This is a genomic window from Flammeovirgaceae bacterium, assembly GCA_015180985.1.
Taxonomy (GTDB): domain Bacteria; phylum Bacteroidota; class Bacteroidia; order Cytophagales; family Cyclobacteriaceae; genus UBA2336.
In genome coordinates this window covers 2,585,519-2,606,559 of the sequence record CP054185.1, presented here as the reverse complement: position 1 = coordinate 2,606,559, position 21,041 = coordinate 2,585,519, and the positions used below count along the sequence as shown (strand labels likewise).

Annotated in this window: 21 protein-coding genes; 3 read left to right on the top strand and 18 right to left on the bottom strand. The window is 46.4% G+C overall.

The annotated features are described in order from the left end of the window. Position 1: 1 nt before the first annotated feature. From HRU69_12055 to HRU69_12040, 4 genes are all read right to left on the bottom strand, one after another. Positions 2 to 574, bottom strand: a complete 573-nt coding sequence (locus tag HRU69_12055) for a penicillin-binding protein activator LpoB (protein QOI98172.1) — start codon at positions 572 to 574, stop codon at positions 2 to 4. 42 nt (positions 575 to 616) lie between these two features. Further along, positions 617 to 1,270: a ribulose-phosphate 3-epimerase gene (locus HRU69_12050; GenBank protein QOI98171.1), complete on the bottom strand. Its 654-nt coding sequence runs from the start codon at positions 1,268 to 1,270 to the stop codon at positions 617 to 619. 65 nt (positions 1,271 to 1,335) lie between these two features. Continuing rightward, entirely contained in the window at positions 1,336 to 2,955 is a 1,620-nt protein-coding gene (locus tag HRU69_12045) for a S8 family serine peptidase (GenBank protein ID QOI98170.1), read from the bottom strand. Continuing rightward, entirely contained in the window at positions 2,942 to 3,688 is a 747-nt protein-coding gene (locus tag HRU69_12040) for a hypothetical protein (GenBank protein QOI98169.1), read from the bottom strand. Before HRU69_12040 ends, HRU69_12045 begins: the two co-directional genes overlap by 14 nt. Positions 3,689 to 3,711: 23 nt before the next feature. Between HRU69_12040 and HRU69_12035 the strand changes: the two genes are divergently transcribed. Further along, complete coding sequence (locus HRU69_12035) at positions 3,712 to 4,299, top strand: hypothetical protein (protein ID QOI98168.1); 588 nt, start codon at positions 3,712 to 3,714, stop codon at positions 4,297 to 4,299. On the opposite strand, the gene HRU69_12030 is transcribed toward HRU69_12035, so the two are convergent. The 14 genes from HRU69_12030 to HRU69_11965 all read right to left on the bottom strand — a co-directional run bounded on the left by HRU69_12030 (position 4,296) and on the right by HRU69_11965 (position 19,344). Next, positions 4,296 to 4,991 carry a response regulator transcription factor gene (locus tag HRU69_12030; GenBank protein QOI98167.1) on the bottom strand — a complete coding sequence of 232 codons (696 nt, stop codon included), beginning with the start codon at positions 4,989 to 4,991 and terminating at the stop codon, positions 4,296 to 4,298. The genes HRU69_12035 and HRU69_12030 overlap by 4 nt on opposite strands. Before the next feature lie 72 nt (positions 4,992 to 5,063). Further along, positions 5,064 to 6,059 (bottom strand): glycosyl transferase, encoded by a 996-nt coding sequence (locus HRU69_12025; GenBank protein ID QOI98166.1) that lies wholly within the window; start codon positions 6,057 to 6,059, stop codon positions 5,064 to 5,066. Continuing rightward, on the bottom strand, positions 6,056 to 6,910 hold the full coding sequence (locus tag HRU69_12020) for a UDP-2,3-diacylglucosamine diphosphatase (GenBank protein QOI98165.1): 855 nt from the start codon (positions 6,908 to 6,910) through the stop codon (positions 6,056 to 6,058). Before HRU69_12020 ends, HRU69_12025 begins: the two co-directional genes overlap by 4 nt. Positions 6,911 to 7,036: 126 nt before the next feature. Further along, the gene (gene trmB, locus HRU69_12015; GenBank protein QOI98164.1) at positions 7,037 to 7,699 is read right to left on the bottom strand and encodes a tRNA (guanosine(46)-N7)-methyltransferase TrmB; all 663 of its coding nucleotides are present in this window, start codon (positions 7,697 to 7,699) and stop codon (positions 7,037 to 7,039) included. Beyond that, on the bottom strand, positions 7,699 to 8,982 hold the full coding sequence (locus tag HRU69_12010) for a bifunctional folylpolyglutamate synthase/dihydrofolate synthase (GenBank protein ID QOI98163.1): 1,284 nt from the start codon (positions 8,980 to 8,982) through the stop codon (positions 7,699 to 7,701). Before HRU69_12010 ends, trmB begins: the two co-directional genes overlap by 1 nt. An 88-nt stretch (positions 8,983 to 9,070) precedes the next feature. Continuing rightward, on the bottom strand, positions 9,071 to 10,375 hold the full coding sequence (locus tag HRU69_12005; GenBank protein ID QOI98162.1) for an AarF/ABC1/UbiB kinase family protein: 1,305 nt from the start codon (positions 10,373 to 10,375) through the stop codon (positions 9,071 to 9,073). Positions 10,376 to 10,392: 17 nt separating this feature from the next. Next, positions 10,393 to 11,061, bottom strand: a complete 669-nt coding sequence (locus HRU69_12000) for a TetR/AcrR family transcriptional regulator (protein QOI98161.1) — start codon at positions 11,059 to 11,061, stop codon at positions 10,393 to 10,395. Between the two features lie 64 nt (positions 11,062 to 11,125). Beyond that, positions 11,126 to 14,269, bottom strand: a complete 3,144-nt coding sequence (locus tag HRU69_11995) for a glycosyl hydrolase (GenBank protein ID QOI98160.1) — start codon at positions 14,267 to 14,269, stop codon at positions 11,126 to 11,128. Positions 14,270 to 14,378: 109 nt separating this feature from the next. After that, a complete protein-coding gene (locus HRU69_11990) occupies positions 14,379 to 14,969 on the bottom strand; it encodes a hypothetical protein (GenBank protein ID QOI98159.1) in 591 nt (196 codons plus the stop codon). Positions 14,970 to 14,982: 13 nt separating this feature from the next. After that, a complete protein-coding gene (locus tag HRU69_11985; protein ID QOI98158.1) occupies positions 14,983 to 15,669 on the bottom strand; it encodes a nuclease in 687 nt (228 codons plus the stop codon). A 76-nt stretch (positions 15,670 to 15,745) separates the two neighbouring features. Further along, positions 15,746 to 16,549, bottom strand: coding sequence for a universal stress protein (locus HRU69_11980; GenBank protein QOI98157.1), 804 nt, complete (start codon positions 16,547 to 16,549; stop codon positions 15,746 to 15,748). Positions 16,550 to 16,558: 9 nt separating this feature from the next. After that, positions 16,559 to 17,371 (bottom strand): universal stress protein, encoded by an 813-nt coding sequence (locus HRU69_11975; protein ID QOI98156.1) that lies wholly within the window; start codon positions 17,369 to 17,371, stop codon positions 16,559 to 16,561. Positions 17,372 to 17,458: 87 nt separating this feature from the next. After that, positions 17,459 to 18,484: a zinc-dependent alcohol dehydrogenase family protein gene (locus tag HRU69_11970; GenBank protein ID QOI98155.1), complete on the bottom strand. Its 1,026-nt coding sequence runs from the start codon at positions 18,482 to 18,484 to the stop codon at positions 17,459 to 17,461. Between the two features lie 32 nt (positions 18,485 to 18,516). Further along, positions 18,517 to 19,344 carry a universal stress protein gene (locus HRU69_11965; GenBank protein QOI98154.1) on the bottom strand — a complete coding sequence of 276 codons (828 nt, stop codon included), beginning with the start codon at positions 19,342 to 19,344 and terminating at the stop codon, positions 18,517 to 18,519. Positions 19,345 to 19,516: 172 nt separating this feature from the next. Between HRU69_11965 and HRU69_11960 the strand changes: the two genes are divergently transcribed. Both HRU69_11960 and HRU69_11955 read left to right on the top strand, forming a co-directional pair. Next, positions 19,517 to 20,527: a metal-dependent hydrolase gene (locus HRU69_11960; GenBank protein QOI98153.1), complete on the top strand. Its 1,011-nt coding sequence runs from the start codon at positions 19,517 to 19,519 to the stop codon at positions 20,525 to 20,527. Positions 20,528 to 20,597: 70 nt separating this feature from the next. Beyond that, the gene (locus tag HRU69_11955; protein ID QOI98152.1) at positions 20,598 to 20,990 is read left to right on the top strand and encodes a hypothetical protein; all 393 of its coding nucleotides are present in this window, start codon (positions 20,598 to 20,600) and stop codon (positions 20,988 to 20,990) included. Positions 20,991 to 21,041: the final 51 nt, after the last annotated feature.

The window sequence follows — 21,041 nt, the reverse complement described above, 5'->3', positions numbered from 1 at the left end:
ATTAATTTTTTACCAGCTTCTTTATTTCATTTTGGCCGTACCAAACGCGTTTGTTGGTTTCTATATCAGTAAGAAACAAAGTGGTTACGTAGTTGGTTACCCGTTTTTTGTTATATACATCTGTTTCGGAATTGATTTCGCCAAACAACATCAGGTTAGCGCCCGTTTCCTTGCCCCAGCGGGCCACGGTGGCCGGATCGGCAAAATCCTGTTGTTCGGCACGCTCCTTTCTGAGTTTATCACGGAACTCATCGGATTCCACCAGATCGGCCATGCCGGATTGGTGAATAACAATCTCGAATTTCTTAATAAAATTTCCGGCATCGATGTGTTCGCTGGTTTTGTTACGAATCGAACCCACTACAATAACCGGCTTGCGGCCTAACGTCTGGTTATATTTTTGAAAGGCATCTGATTTAAACAAATCATGAATCATCTGGTCGGCCACTTTGCGTGAGTCAGAGTCATTCCAGCGCCCGCTTAAGTCAATCTGTGTTGAGGGATCAATTCGGGTTACGGTGCGCGAGCACGAGGTAACCATGACCAATAACACAAGGATGAGAACGTACTTCATAGTGTAGTGCAATTTGTAGCAATAAAACAAAAATCCTGCCGTTTAAAGGTTCTTCAGTTTGCCGATGATTTCTTTGGGGCTGGTGGCGGTGAATACGAAATTGCCGGCCACGAGCACATCGGCTCCGGCCTGCATTAACGGCCTGGCGTTATCAAGGTTTACACCGCCATCAATTTCAATTTTGGCAGTGCTTCCTCGCTGATTAATAAGTGACTTTAAATCAGCTACTTTACGGTACGTATTTTCAATGAATTTTTGGCCACCAAAACCCGGGTTAACTGACATCAGACAAACCAAATCAATATCGGTAATTATATTTTCGAGTGTATTTACCTGGGTATGCGGATTGACTGCCACCCCGGCCTTGCACCCCATTGCTCTAATCTGTTGGATGTTCCGGTGAAGGTGCGGACAGGCTTCAATGTGTACACTAATAACTTCAGCTCCGGCTTTTCTGAAAGCCTCTACATACCGGCCGGGTTCAACAATCATTAAGTGTACATCGAGCGGCTTTTTGGCGTGGCGGGCAATGGCTTCCACCACCGGAAGCCCCATTGAAATGTTGGGAACAAACACGCCATCCATTATATCAATATGGATCCAGTCGGCTTCGCTGTCGTTAATCAGATTTACCTCCCGCTCCAGGTTGGCAAAGTCGGCAGCCAGTATAGAAGGCGCAATTATGGGTTTAGTCATGGTCTCGGTAATGATCAATAACAGGCCAAAGTTATAACCAATTCCCAATGAACCTTTAACCGGTGTTAAACTTTAACGATTTTAAATGTTTGCCATCTGCCGTTAAACTGAATACGCAAAAAGTAAAGGCCGGTATGAAGGCCCGACAGGTTTACGCTATAGCGTGGGTTATTCCAGGTGAAGCGGGCACGGCCATTAGCAACAGTTTGCCCCATTGAATTGTCTATTGTATAAGAAGCTTCCACGAGTTCGGTTGGATTGGATGTTTCGATAATTACTGTGTCGTTTATAACGGGGTTGGGATAAACCCCTATAGTGAGCGGTTCAATATCCTGTTCAAGGTACTGGCTAAGCGCCAGGTAGCCCGGTAAACCAAATCCAAGGGAGTTGTCGGGAGAAGCACCCTGCGAACTCGAAATCCTTAACGCTTCAATAAGCCTGCTGTTAAACAAGTGCGGGTACTTTTGCCACACGCCTGCCAGCAATGATGTTACTAACGGAGCAGCTACAGAGGTGCCCGAAGCGGAGCCAACCGTACCATTTGCTTTAATAACTTTCACCAGAGTGCCTGGTGCAACCACATCGGGTTTTATGCGGCCGTCAGCCGTTGGGCCAAACGAACTGGACGGGCTTTTAATGCCACTAAAGTTTACATTGCCAACGGCTATCGCATCGTCTGCATCGGCCGGGGCGGTAATAATGCGCCAGGGTTTAGCGCCTTCGTTGCCTGCACTGGTTACTATTATGATGCCGCGTTCTGCGGCCAGGTTGACAGCCCGCGAAATGACAGCTGTGTTTCCGTTCATGTCTTCCGGCTGGTAATCCATTGAAGGATCGTCAAACGTATTGTAGCCAAGTGAGGAGTTTATAATATCAACACCCGCACTATCGGCCCGTTCGGCTGCAATCAGCCAGTTGTATTCTTCTATACGGTATTCAGTATCCACGTCTTCGGTAACATATAACTGAAATCTGGCCTTATGGGCCCCACCGGTAAATTCGCCATCTTGTTGAGCTGCTATAACAGACCACACCTGGGTACCGTGGTCATCGTGCCGAAATACATCCGAACCGCCATACACAAAGTCGTGTGATACGGTGGCGTTGAACCGGCCTTCGGTAAACACGTGCTGAAATGGTACAGACAAATCAGCCCCGGAAAACCCACCATCAAAAACAGCAATAGTCATGTTTTCTCCACGGAAGCCATCCGCATGCATAAGGTCAAGGCCAAGCATGGCAAGTTGTGGCGTTGCTGCATCTTCCTGCTGACCGGTTTGGGATTTAATCCGCCCTCTTCGGCCGCCATTTAAAGGCCGGGGTCCGGGCGCAACCAGTTCAACCGATTCGACATGCGATAAGGTAAGCAGCGTAGCCAGTAGTGATGCATCGCACTGGACAAGCGCTCCGTTCATCCAGCGCGTTGTATACAAAACCGTTGCACCTGCATTCCGTACATCATCAACATACGATGGGGTTACAGGCAGATCGGTTTCGTTTGCTGTAATAAGGTGCTTTATTCTGCGTTGAATAGCCTTGCCCGATAGAAATTCGCCCGGATTGTTTATCGTATACGGTGTACCTGCCTTGTCTTTAAAAAAAACAACATACCGGTTTACCTGCGCAGAAGCATAAAAACAGGCTCCCAGTAAAAGCGGCAGTAAAACCAGTTTACATTTTACCATACTCCTGTAAATACTGTATCCGTCTGTATCCGCTGTTTATTTCGCCAGTACAAGTTCCGCCTGAGCAAGTGTACGTCCATACTTCACTTAACGCTGAAAGCAGCCCGATGTTTTTGCCGTACCGGGTTGTTCGGACATCGCGGTAAGTAAGGTTGTTGTTCACATTTTCCTGTTCCACCTCAGCAACCCAATCAACGGGAAAAGGATAGGCTGAGTCATCAGTAATGGTTGTAATGGTAAACTCATCGGCCGGCAGGCTGTTGAAGAGGTTAGCATCCCATTTCCGGTTTATATGCACAGGAAAAGCCAGGTGAATTACCGGCACGTTTTCTTCGTTAACAATGGCATATTGATCAGTTACGCGGGCAGACCAGGTATCTGAAAATTGCCATGGAAAAGTTTCATCCTGCCGGATGAACCGATGCAAAACGTAGGTGTAGCTTGATTCGGAATTTTTAAATGAGTCAACCACCTGAAGTTTAAGCTGAAAGGTGTCGGATGCCGGAGGCTGCAACGGGGAATAACTTGTTTCCTGGATGTTATAAATCCAATACAGTCCTCCGGCAAGCGGAAAGAAATCGGAGCCGTTTAAGCGCAGTTGCTCGCTATCGGTACACTGTACCAACACCACGATCAGTAATAAATATTTGCCCGGTTGTTTCAGGATATTTCTGATTTTTGGTAAATCCGCGCCCGGTAACAAAAGTAAACCGCCCGGATAAACGAAAGCCAAAGGTATTTTATTCTTGTTGAGTTATGAAACTGATACGCATGGTTAAGGTTGGAAACATCACCAATTTAAGTGATGCCCGCTATTGTGCCGGGATGGGTGTTGATATGCTGGGATTTACCACCATTGAAAAGCAGCCGGGCTATGTGGGTCCTGAAACCTTCCAGGAATTTCGAGGGTGGTTTAACGGACCCTCGGTTGTGGCGGAGGTTTATGGTTTGCCCGATGGCGAAACCTTGCATGAAATCATGCGCAACTACCTGCCTGATTTTGTTGAATTGGGCATAGCTGAACTACCTTTTGTTGATTTGCCTTCGCTGGCGCTGATTGTGTCAACCCGGGGAATGCAATCGGCCGAAAAGTTTCTTCAACAACTGGCCACTATCCATAACCAGGTGGCTTTTATTTTGGCGGAAGAAGAAGTGGAAGCATCTGATCTTAAATCAATTTCAGACCATTACCCCGTGTTGTTGCAGCTTACTAAACCGGTTGATGAGCATGTTCTGGCGTTACCGGTAAAAGGGTTTGCTCTGAAGGGCAATACAGAAGAAAAACCCGGCTTAAAATCATACGAAAACCTGGCAACTGTGTTAGAATACCTGACGAAAGATTAAACAACACCCGAATTAAACCGGTACCGGTAATCGGGTGTGCGATGAATCAGGTTAAAACCCAATTTTTGCGTGAGGTTTTGAATGTACATTTCGATTGATCCATCGGCAATAAAATTTTCAGATCCCCAGATGCTGCCCATGAGCTGGTTTGCCGCTATTTCCTTTCCCGGGTTTTGTGCCAGAAAGAATAACAATTCAAATTCAGGCCGACTTAGCTCAAACCGTTTATCCTGAAAGAGAACGGTTTGCGATCGCCTGTTGATAATGAGATTGCCTACGCGGAGTTCGGCTATGCTTTTACGAATAGTGAACTTTTTACGCAACACGGTAGCTACTTTTTGTGTCAGGGCCCGTAAGCCCATAACTTTTTCAATAAAGTCATCGCCACCGGTATCGAGAGCTGCCTGTTGATAGTACCCTTCGGATTTTGCCGTTAAAAAAAATATATAAGTGTTACGAAAATCATTCAGCTTGCGTATGTCACGGCACAATTTAATTCCATTAGGATGGGGCATCATGATATCCAGTATGATCAGATCCGGGTGAAATTCCAATGCGGTGTCAATGGCTTTGGCGCTGTCGGCTACCAGTTTTACTTTGTAGCCTTCCTTTTCAAGATTATAGCGTAATAATTCCAGGATGTCCTGGTCATCATCCACTACCAGCAGGCGGTATTTTTTTTTCTTTCGCATCCGTTAAATGCGAAAGGTATAATCATAACATTACCTGCAGATTATTTTTGAATTACGATGATGTGAATGCGACTACAACCGAACTCCGCCCAGTGTCAGGGCGTGTTCAACTGCCTGGCGCGTAATGTCAGGATATGTTAGTTCTACCGGTCGGTCCGATTCAATCCATTCAATAATTTGCGGCAATCGTTTCTTTTTTACATTCTTCAGCACCGGCACTCCGATTTCGCGCAAGGCTTCGGCATTGTAGTGTTGCTCGTACTGTTTTTTCATTGGCACAACCAGCAGTTTTTTACCGAGGTACAATGCCTCGGCCGGAGTTTCAAAACCGGCACCGCAGAAAATTCCTTTTGCCGTTACCATGCTGGCAACAAATTCATCGTTATTAACCGGGTAAACCGAAACCCTGCCGATGTGATACGGTTTATGGGCATGTTTGGAAAACACATGCCACCGTACATTCGGTATTTTTAACAAAAGTACTACCAGTTTCCGGTCGTCATATGCAGGCAGGTAAACCGTGTAATGATCGGTAACCCGTGATTTCGCCTCCCGTATCTTCTTGCGGATAACGGGCGTGTAAATGTTTTTGTCGAAGCGGGCGAAATGAAAGCCCACGGCAGCATCCGAAGGTGCGTAATTATTCAAGATCCAATCGCCCAGCGGATCGTAATGTTTAGGCACAGGCACCTTTTTCGAGAGCAAGGCCGACTGGTGGCTTAATGCAATGCAGGAAATTTTTTTCTTCCGGGCCGACCAGGCTGATATGGGTTCAAAGTCATTAATTATCAAATCATACTTTTCGGCCGGGAAACTTTTGATTTCCCGGAAAACGGCTTTAGAACTGTTCTGCTTAAATGTTTTCAGTATATCCACCCCGCCCTTTTTACCAAAGTAAAAACTCAGGCCTTTGGATTTATATTTAACCGGGTAAGGTAAATTGATGTCGGCCTGCGCCCCGCTTACAAACAGATCAAGTGAACCGTAATCGCGCAGAACAGGCACTACATCTTCGGCCCGCGCAATGTGCCCGTTGCCGGTTCCCTGAATGGCATACAAAATCTTCACTTCCGGGTTGTCAGGAATTCGTTAACAAGGTCTTTGAAAATTTCGTCATTATCCAGTTTATCGCGTAAACGTTTCGGCAGTTTAACTGATTTAGCATAGGCGTCATCGCGGTAACGGTAAATACTCCAGTCGGTTCCGTCATATTCAAGGGCCGTCAGGTTTTCAACCCAGTCTCCTGAGTTTAAATAGGTTACCTGCCCGCGCTCGTTCTCTATGGTTTTTATTTCGGGTTGGTGTATATGTCCGCAAACCACAAAGTTGTACCCGTTCGAAATGGCAATATCGGCTGCGGTTTTTTCGAAGTCATTAATGAATTTCACAGCCGTCTTTACACTGTCTTTCACCCGCTTGGATAATGAAATGCGTTCACGCCCCACTTTTTTCAGGCACCAGTTCACAAACGTGTTAATCAAAATCAGCGTGTCATAACCAACAGCCCCCAGTTTAGCCAGCCACTTGGAGTATTTCATGGTAACGTCAAACACATCGCCATGAAATACCCAGGCGCGTTTACCATTAAGTTTCAGTACAACTTTGTTTTCAATCTGAAATGATCCGAGCCTGAAGCCGGCAAACTTTCTCAGCATTTCATCGTGGTTGCCGGTGAGGTAAATTATTTTTGTGCCCTTGGCCAGCAAACCGGTAATGTGTTTTATCACCTGCATGTGCGACTTTGGCCAGTAGTGTTTGCTGAACTGCCACATGTCGATAATATCGCCATTGAGGATCAGTTTTTTAGGCTTGATGGTCTTCAGATAACGGAGAAGTTCTTCGGCATGGCAGCCATATGTGCCAAGGTGAATATCGGAGAGAATTACAATTTCGGGCTTCCGCCTTTTGTGTTTACCCATGTTTTGATAAGAGGATTCCCGAAGACCCGCGGGCCTTCAGGAATACCTAAACCTATGAAGACGTATTACCAGCACAAAAGTATTGTCCGGCTGTTACTTACCGGTCATGGCCGTGTTATGGAATTGTTATGAAACCTGTGTAAACCGGAAGCGCAGGTATTTGATTGATTCGCCTTTAGCCGCAAACTCTTCCTCGTACCGTGTTTTAATATCAAAGCATTCAGCCTGCAGGTCGGATGCGTACAAATTGTGGGTAAAAGCCAGGTCGGCAATATCGTTGCGTTCATTCAGTACCTCAAGGGTATAATCGAACAGAATGGTGTTATCGGTTTTTAGCCGCAAGTACCCGGATGGCTTTAGCAGGTTCTTATAAAAATTAAGAAAGCGCGGGCTGGTAAGCCTGCGTTTGATGTCGCGTTTGCGCGGCCGCGGATCAGGGAATGTGATCCAAAGTTCGTCAATCTCGCCTTTAGCAAAGAACGATTCAATAAGCAATATCTGCGTGCGCAGAAAGGCCACGTTGGTAAGATTAAGTTCAACAGCCCATGTACTTCCTTTCCATATCCTGTCGCCTTTAATATCAACCCCAATAAAATTTTTATCCGGAAACATCCGGGCCAGGTTCACTGAATACTCACCCCTTCCGCAGGCCAGTTCAACCGTAATCGGATTAGTATTTCCGAAATGAGCATGCCACTTACCTTTTATGTTGTGGTAGTTTGTTTTGGAAGGTTCAATAACGTTTTGCCTTTCTTCAATTATGCGGAAGCGCTCTTTTTTTCGTTTCATTACAAATCGTTAATTTCAGCTACAACAAAAGTGCTTCCACCAATGAAAATCAAATCATCTGAAGTGGCCAGTGCTTTTGCCAGGGTAATGGCCTGATTCACATCGGGTACAACCGTACCCGTCAACCCGAATGCCTCAGCCTTACGCATCAGTTCACCGGCATCCATTGCACGGGGTATGTGTGCCTGGCAAAAGAAATAGGTTGCTTCTTTCGGTAGCATGCTCAAAATTTTTTCAGGCTGTTTATCTCTTACCATGCCGAATACTATATAGAGTGCCCGATGGGGTTGCTGCCTGATTTGATCAACCACTTCGTTTAACCCTTCCGCATTGTGGGCGGTATCGCAAATGATCAGGGGCATGGTTCCAAGTATCTGCCATCGCCCTTTAAGGCCGGTGTTGGTAGTTACCATTTCCAAGCCGTTAATGATATGTTCATCTGTTATCGCGAAACCTCGCTGTCGCAATACATCCAGCGTTTTTAAAACTCCGTAAAGATTTTTTTGCTGGTAGTTACCTCCCAGGGCTAATTTAAGGTGCTTAAACCGAACCACACCTTGATACAAAACGTGGTAACCTGTTTCATTTTTTGTTACCTGATATTCATCCTGGGCAAAGAAAATTGGTGCCTTGCATTCATTTGCTTTTTGTAAAAAGACCGGTGTTGTTTCATCCTGTTGTTCGCTGATGACCACCGGTGTATCCGGTTTGATGATACCGGCCTTTTCAACAGCAATCTGGCTTAGCGTTTCGCCAAGCATATCGGTGTGGTCGAAGCCGATGTTGGTTATCAAAGAAACTAACGGGGTAATTACATTCGTTGAATCGAGCCGGCCGCCCAACCCGACTTCAACAACGGCAATATCCACCTGCTGCCGGGCAAAGTAGTCGAAGGCCATGGCCACTGTGGTTTCAAAAAAAGAAGGCTTTATTTTTTCAATTACTGATCGCATACGGTTAACGAAACCGACAACAAAATCAGGGTACACTTCCTGGCCGTTGATCCGAATGCGTTCGGTAAACGATTTTAAATGAGGCGATGTGTATAAACCGGTTTTGTAACCTGCTTCCTGCAGTACGGAAGCAATCATGTGCGAGCTGGAACCTTTCCCGTTCGTGCCGGCAATATGCACGGATTTAAACTTATTTTGTGGCTGGTCAAGCTCATTGCACAACGCAAGGGTATTGGTCAAATCTTTTTTGTAAGCCACAGCGCCAACTCGCTGGTACATGGGTAGCGTGGCATAAAGGAAATCGAGTGCTTGATGATACGAGGTTAGCATACCGGAGCCGGCCGCAAATCTGCAGGCTAAATAGCATTTAAGCAAGCCGGTGTGTGGATGTGCCCGGGTCTTAAGGTATCAGTTGCTGCTAATCAAGATTTAGCCGGCCTGTATTAACCTGTGCCTTTAGATCGTGAAGAATGTTGTATAAACCAAAGTACGTTCTATTAATGTAGAGTGCATCACGAACGCCCCGGGGTTTCTTTGATTCGCGGAGTTCTTTCATTTTAGATAACCTTTCGCCAAAGGCAAACAATTCATCAAAATAGGTTTTGTCGGCAAAATTGAATGATTCGGTTCTGAAAGGTCGGTTGAGCAGTTCAACAAGCTGCGTGAACAGCCGCTCAAAAAATTTCTTCTCGCCAGCAGAATCGCTTTCGTGAATAAACCTCAATTTAAAGAACACATTCAGTTTTCTTTTTTCATCGGTTAGCAATTCCGGATCGAGAAGCTGAAAATACAGTTTATAAAACGACTCCGGAATAACCTTTACGCAGCCAAAGTCGATAATACCGAGTTTGTAATCGGGGGTGATTATAAAATTGCCGGGGTGCGGGTCAGCATGCACAGCTTTTAAGGTATGCATCTGGAAATGATAGAAATCCCATAAGGCCTGCCCTGCCTTTTTAGCCTTAGCGGTTGGCAAGCCACGTTTAAGCGCTTCGCCCAGCGGCTGGCCATCGAGCCAGTCCATTACCAGAATCCTGGGCGAGGAAAATTCAGGGTAGTAGGTCGGGAACACCAGATTGGCTATGTGCCGCGTGGCCTGGGATAATTCCATCGACCGCCTGAGCTCCAGTTCATAGTCGGTTTCTTCGAGCATGCGGTGTTCAACTTCCTGAATAAATTCATCATACTCAGCCGGATTAAGGTTAAACATGCTTAGCGCGATAGGTTTAACCATGGCCAGGTCAGCCTTTACACTATCGCCTACACCCGGGTATTGCACTTTAACAGCAAGCTTTTTTGAACCCCGTGTTGCCTGGTGCACCTGGCCCATTGAAGCTGCGTTTACGGCTTTTTTAGTAAACGTATCAAACAACTCATCTGGTCCTTTACCAAAGTGTGAGCGGAATGTTTTAACTACCAGCGGATACGATAAGGGTGGCGCGCTGTACTGGGCCATCGCAAATTTTTGCTGGTAAGCTGCCGGCAGCAGGTTTTTATCCATGCTCAGCATCTGGGCTACTTTCAGGGCGCTGCCCTTAAGCTCGCTGAGTGAATTATAGATGTCGCGGGCATTATCTTCATGCAATAGTTCACGGCTGCTGGCGGGGTTAATTAGTTTACGCCCGAAGTGTTTGAGGTAGTTAGTACCGATTTTAGCGCCCGTAGTTAAAAATTTGCCCGTGCGCTGAGCACGGGTAACCGGTATTTTGTTGTATTCTTTCATTATACGGTTACAACACTCTATTTAACGGACTGGTACATAAACCTGGCAAAATCAATAGCCGAATCAACAGCACCTTTACCGATTAAATCGAAGGCAAGGTTAACCGATTTTTCAACCACTGCATCGGTTTTCTCAAAACCGGGTGAAGCGTCTTTAATCCAAAAAAATAAGATAAACACCATGTGCAGCCAGAACAAGTGCGGGTAACTTTTATCAAGGTATGGTCGTTTGGCAATTTCACCGGTTGACTTTCCTTCGTTCACAAGATTTTCGATAAACGCTTCAAATGATTTTTTAAACGGGTGAAGCAGGGCGGGTACTTTATCAAAGTGGCCATCGCCTTTCAATGTGAGTAGTACAAAACTCCGGTTAGCTTTAAGTTCTTCAAGCAATGCAAAATAAAAGGTCAGAATACGCTCCCTCAATTTAAAAGACTGGTACTCGCTGTCAGCCTGCACGGCAGCGATGGTTTTGTCGATAAACCCTTTCCAGATAATGCCCTCCAGGGCTTCGAAAGAGCCGGCTGTATTATAGAATGCTTCTTCGGTAATACCTTCTTCCTTACAAAATTTAAACACCGATGGCGGTTGTTTACCGTTGGAAAGAAGATAGGTAATATAGGCTTTCCTTATGTTGTCATCGGCAGGCTTGCGCGACTTACGGGTTGAGCGGGTAGTCTTTTCCATACAATCAAAAAACACATCCGGCCCGAAAAGGTTTGCTTTAGCCGCAAAATATGTTTACGCTGATTTATTTAGCGAAAACCCGTACGGCCCCTATTCCGGCATCCCACAATTTACGGGTAAACGCAGGCACATCCCGGTCGGTAATTTCCTGGGCTCGTGTGTTAAGTGCAACCCACTCCTTCATCAGTTCGGCATGGCGGTCGCGCGAAGGCTGATTTACCCTGGGTATTTCGCTTTCCGTTTGGTTAATCAGGAACATGTAATTGGCGGTAAACTTATTCGGGAAATTCTCCACATCATCGTAGGCTTTCGATTTACGTTGCACCATATCCTCATCCCAGGCCTGCATTTTTTTTACAAGGGCCTCTCCTTCTTTCTTAAGCGCAGCATACTTCGGTTCATCGCCCATTTCCTTAATGATTTCTTCAAGCTGCTGGCGCATTCGGTAAATGGCATTCACTTTTCTGTGCATATCATTTAAAGCACGTTCCATGCCCGACATAAACTCATGGTACTCCCGGTACGTTTCGGGGCTTACTTCGTAATGCGGATTGGGTAAAATCCTGCATTCATTTTTCAATTCGGTCTTATCCTGCTTCAGTACAAGTGTATAGGTACCCGGTGGCGCCTTATGCCCCCGGTAACTGGCTTCGATATATGCATTCGGGATGCCGATCATGGTAGCGTAGCGCATATCCCATACAAAGCGGTTTAAGCCCTTTACTTTGGGTAACACAGGTTCGGCCCGGGGCCCACCGGCATAGGATTGAAAAGATTCATCGGGTTTTGAGGTGAACTGCCGCACCGGGTTTCCGGCCGCATCGCGGATTTCAAGGGTAATATGTACCGAATCGGCCAGTTTAGGCAGGTTAAAATAGATAGTAACGCCATTGGCCGGGTTCACCCCGCTAAACGGATCCGTGCCTTCAAAGTCTTCGGCCGGATCGTTGAGCGCACTCCACCAGTTGCCGGTAATGGCATCATCGGGCTTATACAGTTTTAATGCTGTTTCAGTGAGATTATGTTGACGGATTGGTGCCAGATCGTCTAAAATCCAAAAGGCCCTGCCCATGGTGGCTACAATCAGGTCGCCATGCTTGATCATTAAATCGGTAATGGGCGTTACCGGAAGATTTAATTGAAGTTGTTGCCAGTTCAATCCCCCGTTCCAGGAAACATAAAATCCGGTTTCCGTTCCGGCAAAGAGCAGGTCTTTCCGTTTATCATCTTCACGCACCACACGGGTATAGGCTCCATACGGAATTCCCTTACTGATGTTCGTCCAGGTTTTGCCACCGTCAGTTGTTTTGTAGATGGCCGGTGTAAAGTCGTTGAATTTATAGCGGGTTGTAGCTATGTAAACCGTTGAGGGGTTGTGCGGAGATATTTCAATGGAATTTATCAAACACTCGGGCAAACCTTTGGGAGTTAGGTTAGTCCAGCTTTTTCCATTATCACGGGTAACGTAAACCAGTCCGTCATCGCTGCCGGTCCAGATAACGCCTTTTTCCGTTGGCGACTCCATTACATAGCTAAGCGTTCCGTAGTTTTCGGCACCAACCGCTTCGTTGGTGTAAGGTCCGCCCATCTTTCCCTGCTTTTCCTTTTCATTGCGGGTTAAATCGGGTGATGCTTCTTCCCAGGTTTTGCCCATATCGCGGGTGCGCAACAAATATTGTGATCCGTGGTAAAAAGTGTTGGGTTCGTGTTTAGACCAGATGATGGGGGCATTCCAGTTAAAGCGGTATTTCATGTCTTTTGCATCGCGGCCCAGGTATTGTATGGGTGCCGCCATAATATTGGTACCTGCATTGGAACGGGAATCCAGTACCTCGATGGTTCCCAGGTAACTTCCGCCCAGCACATAACGCGGATCATCAGGGTTAAACGCCTGAAAGGCGCTCTCTCCGCCTGCCGAGTAGGTCCAGTTTTCCTGGGTAATGCCATAACGACCCAGCGCCATGTTCTCGATGCGCACCGTAGTATTGTCCTGCTGGCCGCTGTAAATCCGATACGGAAACATGTTATCTACATTGATGCGGTAAAACTGGCCCGTGGGCATGTTGTATTGCGATGACCACGACTTTCCGTAATTAAAACTGATCCCTACACCGCCATCATCGGCAATAGCGATATTCTTTGAGTTACTCGGATTGATCCACATGTCGTGATAGTCGCCATGCGGGCCGGCAATGTTTTCCCATGTTTTGCCGCCATCGATTGATCGCAGGGCCGGTGCACTGAGTACATACACCACATTGTCGTTTTGCGGATCAGGAAACACTTCAATGTAATACCACGCCCGCTGTACCAGGCGGTTGTCTCCACTTACTTTCGACCAGTTTTTACCGCCATTCTCGGATACGAACAATCCGCCCAGCCCTTTGTCGGAATCGCTTTCAATAAGCGCATATACTTTATCAGAGTTGGAGCGGCACACGGCTATAGCCATCTTACCCATTTCTTTTGGCAGGCCGGTATGAATTTTTTGCCAGGTTTCTCCCGCGTCAGTCGATTTATATAAGCCGCTGCCCGGACCGCCACTGATTACTTTCCAGGGCAAGCGCTGGTGGTGCCACATAGCGGCATAAAGCACCCGTGGGTTGTTGTAGTCCATTGAAAGTTCGGAGCAGCCGGTTAAATCGTTAACAAACAGCACCCGTTTCCAGGTAGCGCCCCCATCGGTTGATTTGTAGATACCGCGCTCCTGGGTTGGGCCGTTAATTGCACCTTGGGCGGCCACATATACAATGTCGGGATTTTTGGGATGGATGGCGATGCGGGAAATCTGCTGCGTTTTTTCCAGCCCCATGTGTTTCCAGGTTTTGCCGCCATCATACGATTTGTAAACGCCATCGCCATAGGATGTCATCACACCGCGGGGCGCATGTTCACCCATGCCCACATACACAATATTCGGATCGCTTTCGGAAACAGCCACTGCTCCTACCGATCCGGTTTTGAAATAGCCATCGGAAATATTCGTCCATTTTATTCCGGCATCATCCGTTTTCCACAGCCCGCCACCGGTGGTGCCCATATAATAGGTCAGCGGGTCGTTGATGACCCCGCTGGTGCATACCGAACGCCCCCCTCGAAAGGGCCCGATGTTTCGGAATTTAACTTGTTTAAAAACGGTATCAGGGACTTGCGAAAAGGTTACAAGTCCTGCCAGAATGAGCAGGATAACACTACAAAACTTTTTCATGGTGGTTGGTGTAAGACGTAATTAACTGACCGGAAAGATATGGAAATTATGGATTCGCGTTAGTTAATATTGAAACTGGGGTGGTTTGTATAGTGTCTCGTTTAACCAGTTAACCATCCGTGCCGAAACGTAATTCCAGGTCAAGATCTACCCATTCGCTTACGCGTACCATGCCCATCATGCGGGTGGGCGGGGTCAGCTCAAATTCGGTGAGTGAAATGCGCTGGCGACCAAAAATGTACAGGCTCCCGGGATTTTCCAGTGTGCAGTCAAATACAAACTTCTTTGCGATGGTATTAATTTCAACCAGCACTTCCACTTTACCCTTTCGCCAGCTGCCGCCCCGCTCCCACTCCGGTGCAAGTGACAGCAGGTTTACCCGGATAAAGGGTGATTCATCCTCATTTAACATTTTTCGGAAGTCCTTGTTCATGATCGGGTTGCCCGAATCGAATGCGTGTATCTTTAAATCAATCTGGCAACCCGAAAGTTTAAGAATTTTATTTTCGGAGTCGACTTTAACAGGTCTGTCAATTGAAATATTTTCTGTGTATCTGAATTTGAACTGATTGACATTGGTTGAACCATAAACAGTAACCCGGCTTGAAGGATTAATAAAGATGCGATATTGCTGAGCACTTGATGGTGTAATAAAAAGTATGCCCGCCAGAAGGTTTATAAAGCAGATAAGCACCTTCATTTAACAGACCCGGTTATTTGTACAGCGTCATTGTTTTCCATAGTTGATCAAATTCCTTCAGGTACGATTTTACGGCTGCTGAGTGACTGGTAAGCAGAATATTTTCATGATTGTATTGTGCTGCGCTCCGGGTCCAGTTGTAACTTCCGGTAAGTAAGATCTGCTCATCGCACACCATAAATTTATGGTGCATGTGGTTTGGTGTGGTGTCCATTTTAACGGCAATGCCCTGGCGGGATAACCGGGCAACGTCTGATCCTTCATCTTCTGACTTATCGTTATCGGTGATTATACGAATGTCAATTCCTCTTTTGTGCGCTGTCAGTATAGCATTGGCAATGGTATCATCGCTGATGGTAAATACACAAATCTGAAGTTGTTTTACCGACAAATCAATTTGCCGGATAATCGTATTCCGGCAGGCATCGCCCGGGCTAAAGAAAACAGCTGTACTTTCGGGTGTTTCCTGCTGATTATCTTGCAGTGCACTTGTTGCAGTTTTTACCCATTCCAGAATGAAGCGATAGTTGGCAGCCGTAACATGTTCCTGCGCCATTTCGTAAATCCTGCTTCGGAGTACAGCCAACTGATGGCGATCAGGGGCATGGGTACGAAGCAAGTCTTTAAGCGATCGTTTCTCTGATTTAGATAGTACTTCATCAGCAATGCTTTCCTTCAGAAAATTGATAATCTGCTCCATGCCGCTTGGACTTAAATTCCCTCAATATACTAAGGGAATCATTCAGCCGGCAAGGCGGAATGGGCTATTGCCAGCCTTATTCAAATACAAAAACAGGGTAAGTGGCTAGTGCACTAACCCGTTTAATAACGCTTTTATGAAAAAGCTTTTCGATGACAGGACGGTTTATTTCGGATAGAGCCAGCATATCAGCCTGACTTCGCATCATGTATTCATGCAGGCTATTAGTGAGATCGCTGGCATGAATTGTTTCAAAAGTTAATGGCGTATCTGAAAACCATTTTTTGGCCTGCTCCTGGAATTCATAAAGTTCCTGGTTGGCCCTTTCGCTTACAGACTCTTCCATTACTTGTAATACAGTTATCCGGCTGTTAAACGATTTTGCAAATTCTGCCAATGGATTCAGGGGAAGGTCAAGCTGCCGCCAATAGTCAAAAGCAAAAACTATGTTTGCAATTTCAGTGTACAGGCAATTTTCTGGCACTACCAACACTGGTATTAAAGCAGAACGGATAACACGATAGGTATTGGTACCATAAAAAAACTGGAGTAAATCGCTTGCCCCGTTTGTACCCATCACAATTAGATCATATTTCTTTCCTTCAACGCCAATAGTTTTTGTAACAGATGTGTACGCGGTTGCTATTTCGTAATCGCATGACACTTTGAATACCCGGCTCACTTCCAGGCAGCGCTGATCCAGCAGAGCTGTTAATTCATCGGTTATTGTTGCCGGCTCATCAGAATCGGTGAATGCCGTAAGCGAACGTACATGCAACAACGTAAGCACCCCACCGAATTTATGTGCGAGTTTTGCTGCATAAACTACAGCGTTATCGGCTACAGATGAAAAATCGGTTGGGCACAGAATTTTTTTCATTTGCGGTTTTTAATTGATAACCAGCACCGGGCTCTGTTCCTGGTCAAGCAACTTGGTGGCCACGTGTGTAGCCCATACGCCATCATCGTGTTCACTGCCGGAAACACAAAGCAGGTCGGCCTGCACCTTTTCACCTACGTTTCTAATGGCCCATTCAATATCGTTGGTAATGGCGTAGTCCAATGCATAGCGCAGGCCCGGAAAACCTGAAGTGAGATTTTGCATTGTGCTATACGCTGATTGTTCCGGCTCGGGCTTGGTTGCCGAAGCCAGGTAAAGTAAATGCAACTTGGCCTTCAGCCCGTTAACCAGATTGGCCACCCAGGAAAAATGGGATGACCTATCGTGGCGGAACCTGGAGGCAAACAATACAGTTTGGATAGAATATTTTTCAGGAATCTGTTTAACCACCAGTACAGGAACATCAACCTGCCGGATAACCCGCTGTGCGTTGGAGCCGATAACCAGCTTGCGGATGCCCCGCGCACCATGTGATCCCATTACCACTAAATCGATGGCATACGGTTTAATGTAGTTTTCAATTTTTTCCGTTCCGTTATCAAACACCAGTATCGGAAAACAGGTTACTCCCATATCCTCCCCTTTTCGAACCAGTTCATCCAGTTGCGATTTTGCCGTGCTCACCTCCTGATGATGCAGTTCCAATTCAACATCGGAATGGACAGCGCTTTTAACAGCCGGTTCGGGGCTTATGTGAAGAAAATACACCCATGACCCGAGGTGTCTGGCCAGTTCAAGCGCTACGTGTGTTGCATGGTGGGCACATGTGGTAAAATCGGTTGGAACAAGTATTTTTTTCATATCCGTATTTTCGGATAAAATACTTTAATGATGATCACCGGCATATGATGGCGGTCAAAACCAATGCCTGACTTTTGTCACCAGGCATTACCACGTCAGCACCTTGGCACCCCGGATGTGTTTATGCTTAATATCAAGAAGAGCCCGGTTGGCCTGTTGCATCGGATAACTTTCAACCTCAGGGCTTATTTGGTGTCGGGCTGCCAGCTCTAAAAACTCCCGTACATCGGCCGAAGTGATGTTGGCCACACTCTTTATTTCCTTTTCCATCCACAGGTGTTCGGGATAATTGAGCGCCAGCATTTCTGCCTTATCGGTTTCTTCTTTACGGATGGCATTAATAACTACACGCCCTCCGGGTACCAGATTTTTTAATGAAGCCAATACTGGTTTCCAGACTGGTGTGGTATCAATTATTGCTGTTGCCTTTTCCGGTGGCACATCGTCAATATGGCCTGCCCACTCCGCACCGAGCGTTCGGGCAAATTCCTGTTCCTGGCGGCTCCGTGCAAACACCAGTACGTGCGAATTCGGGTAAAGGGCTTTTGCCAGTTTTAAAACCAGATGGCCGGAAGCTCCAAAACCGGTTAAGCCAAGTGTATCGCCATCAGTGAGGTTTGTTAGCCGTAATGCTCGGTAACCAATGGCGCCTGCACACAGGAGTGGTGCCGCTTCAACATCGGTAAAGAAGTCTGGAATGCCATACGCAAATTTTTCATTCACCGTCAGGTATTCGGCATAACCGCCATGGGCATCGCGGCCGGTGGCTTTAAATGCGGGGCAGAGATTTTCTTCACCCTTTAAACAAAAGTTGCAAACACCGCAGGCCGCGAAAATCCAGGCAACGCCTACCCTATCTCCGGCTTTGTGCCCGGTAACACCCATGCCTGTTGCTGCCACAGTTCCCACAACCTGATGCCCGGGTATAACCGGAAACATAGGTGGGGGTGTACGGCCTTCAATTTCATCCAATTCGGTGTGGCACACACCGCAGCAGGAAATCTTTATGAGTAGTTCTTTTGTTGCAGGTACTGGTGTGGGTACTTCTGACCAGGTTAATGGCGAATCATTATCAGCAAGGTTACAGGTATTGTGCAGCAGCCAGGCCTTCATACACGAAGGTAAGGATTCAGGTTTTACAAGCACTACTTCATCACCATGCTCAGTACGGGAATATCTGTATGATAAAGCAGGGTTTCTGTAACACCAAGTTGGTAGTTAGGCCTTCCCTTCCGGTTATGGGTTACCATGGCAATCAAATCCATTTTTTTTTGCCGGGCAAAATTGAGGATACCCTTTTCCTTGTCGAAATCGTTGTATATGAAGCTGTGAAACTTAACGGCCCGTTGTACCGGAATAAAATCAGCCATTCTTGCTTCGGCCGATGGGGTATCGTAAAAGTTAAACGGTGTGTTTACAAATAACAGGGTTATACTGGCATGCAGGTCAGCGGCAAGATTTTTAACAGTATTCAGCGAGTTCATACTTCCTTCTTCAAAGTCGGACGGGAAAAGTATTTTTTTAATTGCTTTCGGTGTGTACTCTTTTTTAACCGACAGTACAGGCACTGTAGCCTTGCGCATAATGCGTTGGGCAGTTGACCCCACAAACAGTTTGTCTGATTCACCGGCACCGTGTGCGCCCATAATAATCAAATCCATTTTATAAGCTTTGGCAAACTGGATGATCTGTTCATGAGCCACACCGCTGTAAACAAATGTCTGAACGTTAACTCCTTTAAACGTATCGTCTTCAGCGTATTTATCCAATTTTATTTCAGCATCCACCATGCGCGCCTCCACTTCCGGATAATTTTGCTGCATACTAACCGTCATGCGGTCCCATTCCGGTGGCGCATACACTACGTGCAACAGGTTGAGCTGGGCTCCGGTTTTACGGGCCAGAGCAGCTCCGGTTTTAGCCGCACTTTGGGCATATTTCGAGAAGTCGAATGGGATTAGAATATTTCTCATAACTCAAACAGTTTATCGAAAGACATCCAAACATTCCCCACTTACCAACAGCAATGGCAAATAACAGCTGTTAAGTGTTGATTCAAATTACAAGAATCAGGGCACGAATCTGATATTTATCATACTTTAAAGAAAGTGCTACCTTGATTTTAAAATGCAGAAGTATTAAACCGTGGATTCCATAACACACCTTGCCCTTGGTGCTACCCTTGGCGAAGTCATGATTGGCAGGCGTATCGGCAAAAAAGCGCTTGTGGTGGGAGCGGCCGCTCAGTCACTACCTGATGTTGATTTTCTGGCTGCGTTTTGGCTGTCCCCCTCCGAAAACCTGATTGCCCACCGGGGTTTTACGCACTCCTTTCTGTTTGCCGGTATTGTTTCATTGCTGCTGGCCCTGCTGGCCGACCGTTGGCACCGAAGGCAGTCGGTATTCTTCGGCACCTGGTGGATGTTTTTTGCATTACAGTTATCCGTGCACCTGCTTATTGACGGTTGCAACGCCTATGGTGTTGGCTGGCTGGAACCGTTTACTCTGCAACGAGTTTCCTTTAATCTATTATTTGTTGCTGACCCGTTTTTCTTTCTGGGTGTAGGTGCGGCTTCGGTGCTATTGGTTTTTTTTAAGAGCGATCATCCTTATCGGTTCCGGTTGGCGTTGATTGGCTTGTTGGTCAGCCTTGCGTACCTGCTGTATGCTTTTACCAATAAACTTCGAATTGAAAAGATAGTTGCGAGGGAAATAGCACGAAACGGATATTTGGCCGACCAACATTTTACAACCCCGACCCCGTTAAACAGCTGGTTGTGGTATGCTGTTGTAAAGGATGGTGAAGGCTTCCGGATTGGTTATCGCTCGGTATTTGACCAGGCACCTGAAATAGACTGGACGTACTTTCCGAAAAATGACAGTCTGCTGGCCCTGGTGGATGACCATGAAGCACTTCAGCGGTTAAAGCGGTTTTCACAGGGATATTATACGATAAGTTTTCAAAACGACACGCTAACATTTAATGATCTGCGCTTTGGCCAGATTACGGGCTGGCATAACCCCCGTGCCCCGTTTGTTTTTCATTATTACCTGCAGCACCCCGATGATAACAACCTGGTTATTCAGCGGGGTCGCTTCGCTAACTGGAACAGCGAAACTACTGCATCCTTGTGGAGCAGGATAAAAGGAAACTAAACAGAAACCCACGCCCCGCTGATATAAAACTTTTTTGTTAAAAACCTTCAAACACGTAGTTTTGCATGTTGTGAGAGATGTTTTGGTTATAGTATGCTTTCAGGTACTTGTGCTCAAGTCCATGATGCCGGCCATGGATACGTTTGAATTATCAAAGCTGCCGGCCCTGGCCGAACATTATGCCGAACATCAAAAGGAAAACCCCGGTATTTCATTGTGGGAATTTATTGTACTTCACTACGAAAACAACCGCCATCATAAAGAGGATCATGATAAGCATAGTAACCTGCCATATGGAGCCCAGCATCACGATAGTAGTCCGCTGCAGGTCTGGTTTTCTTGTACAAATTTTAACGTTCAGTTTTGTAATACATTGTTGCGCACAGATCCTGCCAGTACTTACATAAGTCCGTTCGAATCGCTTTGGCAATCCTCTATCTGGCAGCCGCCCCGAAACGCATAATCCTACGCGTGTTTGGCGCCTGGGTTTTGCGCCTCATTTTTAAAAATTGAT

Excerpts from the sequence above, each read along its gene's own strand:
- HRU69_12055 (QOI98172.1), bottom strand. The coding sequence starts at position 574 with ATGAAGTACGTTCTCATCCTTGTGTTATTGGTCATGGTTACCTCGTGC.
- HRU69_11965 (QOI98154.1), bottom strand. The coding sequence starts at position 19,344 with ATGAGAAATATTCTAATCCCATTCGACTTCTCGAAATATGCCCAAAGT.
- HRU69_11980 (QOI98157.1), bottom strand. The coding sequence starts at position 16,549 with ATGAAAAAAATTCTGTGCCCAACCGATTTTTCATCTGTAGCCGATAAC.
- HRU69_11990 (QOI98159.1), bottom strand. The coding sequence starts at position 14,969 with ATGAAGGTGCTTATCTGCTTTATAAACCTTCTGGCGGGCATACTTTTT.
- HRU69_12000 (QOI98161.1), bottom strand. The coding sequence starts at position 11,061 with ATGGAAAAGACTACCCGCTCAACCCGTAAGTCGCGCAAGCCTGCCGAT.
- HRU69_12005 (QOI98162.1), bottom strand. The coding sequence starts at position 10,375 with ATGAAAGAATACAACAAAATACCGGTTACCCGTGCTCAGCGCACGGGC.
- HRU69_12035 (QOI98168.1), top strand. The coding sequence starts at position 3,712 with ATGAAACTGATACGCATGGTTAAGGTTGGAAACATCACCAATTTAAGT.
- HRU69_12030 (QOI98167.1), bottom strand. The coding sequence starts at position 4,991 with ATGCGAAAGAAAAAAAAATACCGCCTGCTGGTAGTGGATGATGACCAG.
- HRU69_11975 (QOI98156.1), bottom strand. The coding sequence starts at position 17,371 with ATGAAAAAAATACTTGTTCCAACCGATTTTACCACATGTGCCCACCAT.
- HRU69_11985 (QOI98158.1), bottom strand. The coding sequence starts at position 15,669 with ATGGAGCAGATTATCAATTTTCTGAAGGAAAGCATTGCTGATGAAGTA.
- HRU69_11970 (QOI98155.1), bottom strand. The coding sequence starts at position 18,484 with ATGAAGGCCTGGCTGCTGCACAATACCTGTAACCTTGCTGATAATGAT.
- trmB (QOI98164.1), bottom strand. The coding sequence starts at position 7,699 with ATGAAACGAAAAAAAGAGCGCTTCCGCATAATTGAAGAAAGGCAAAAC.
- HRU69_12010 (QOI98163.1), bottom strand. The coding sequence starts at position 8,982 with ATGCTAACCTCGTATCATCAAGCACTCGATTTCCTTTATGCCACGCTA.
- HRU69_12045 (QOI98170.1), bottom strand. The coding sequence starts at position 2,955 with ATGGTAAAATGTAAACTGGTTTTACTGCCGCTTTTACTGGGAGCCTGT.
- HRU69_12050 (QOI98171.1), bottom strand. The coding sequence starts at position 1,270 with ATGACTAAACCCATAATTGCGCCTTCTATACTGGCTGCCGACTTTGCC.
- HRU69_11995 (QOI98160.1), bottom strand. The coding sequence starts at position 14,269 with ATGAAAAAGTTTTGTAGTGTTATCCTGCTCATTCTGGCAGGACTTGTA.
- HRU69_12020 (QOI98165.1), bottom strand. The coding sequence starts at position 6,910 with ATGGGTAAACACAAAAGGCGGAAGCCCGAAATTGTAATTCTCTCCGAT.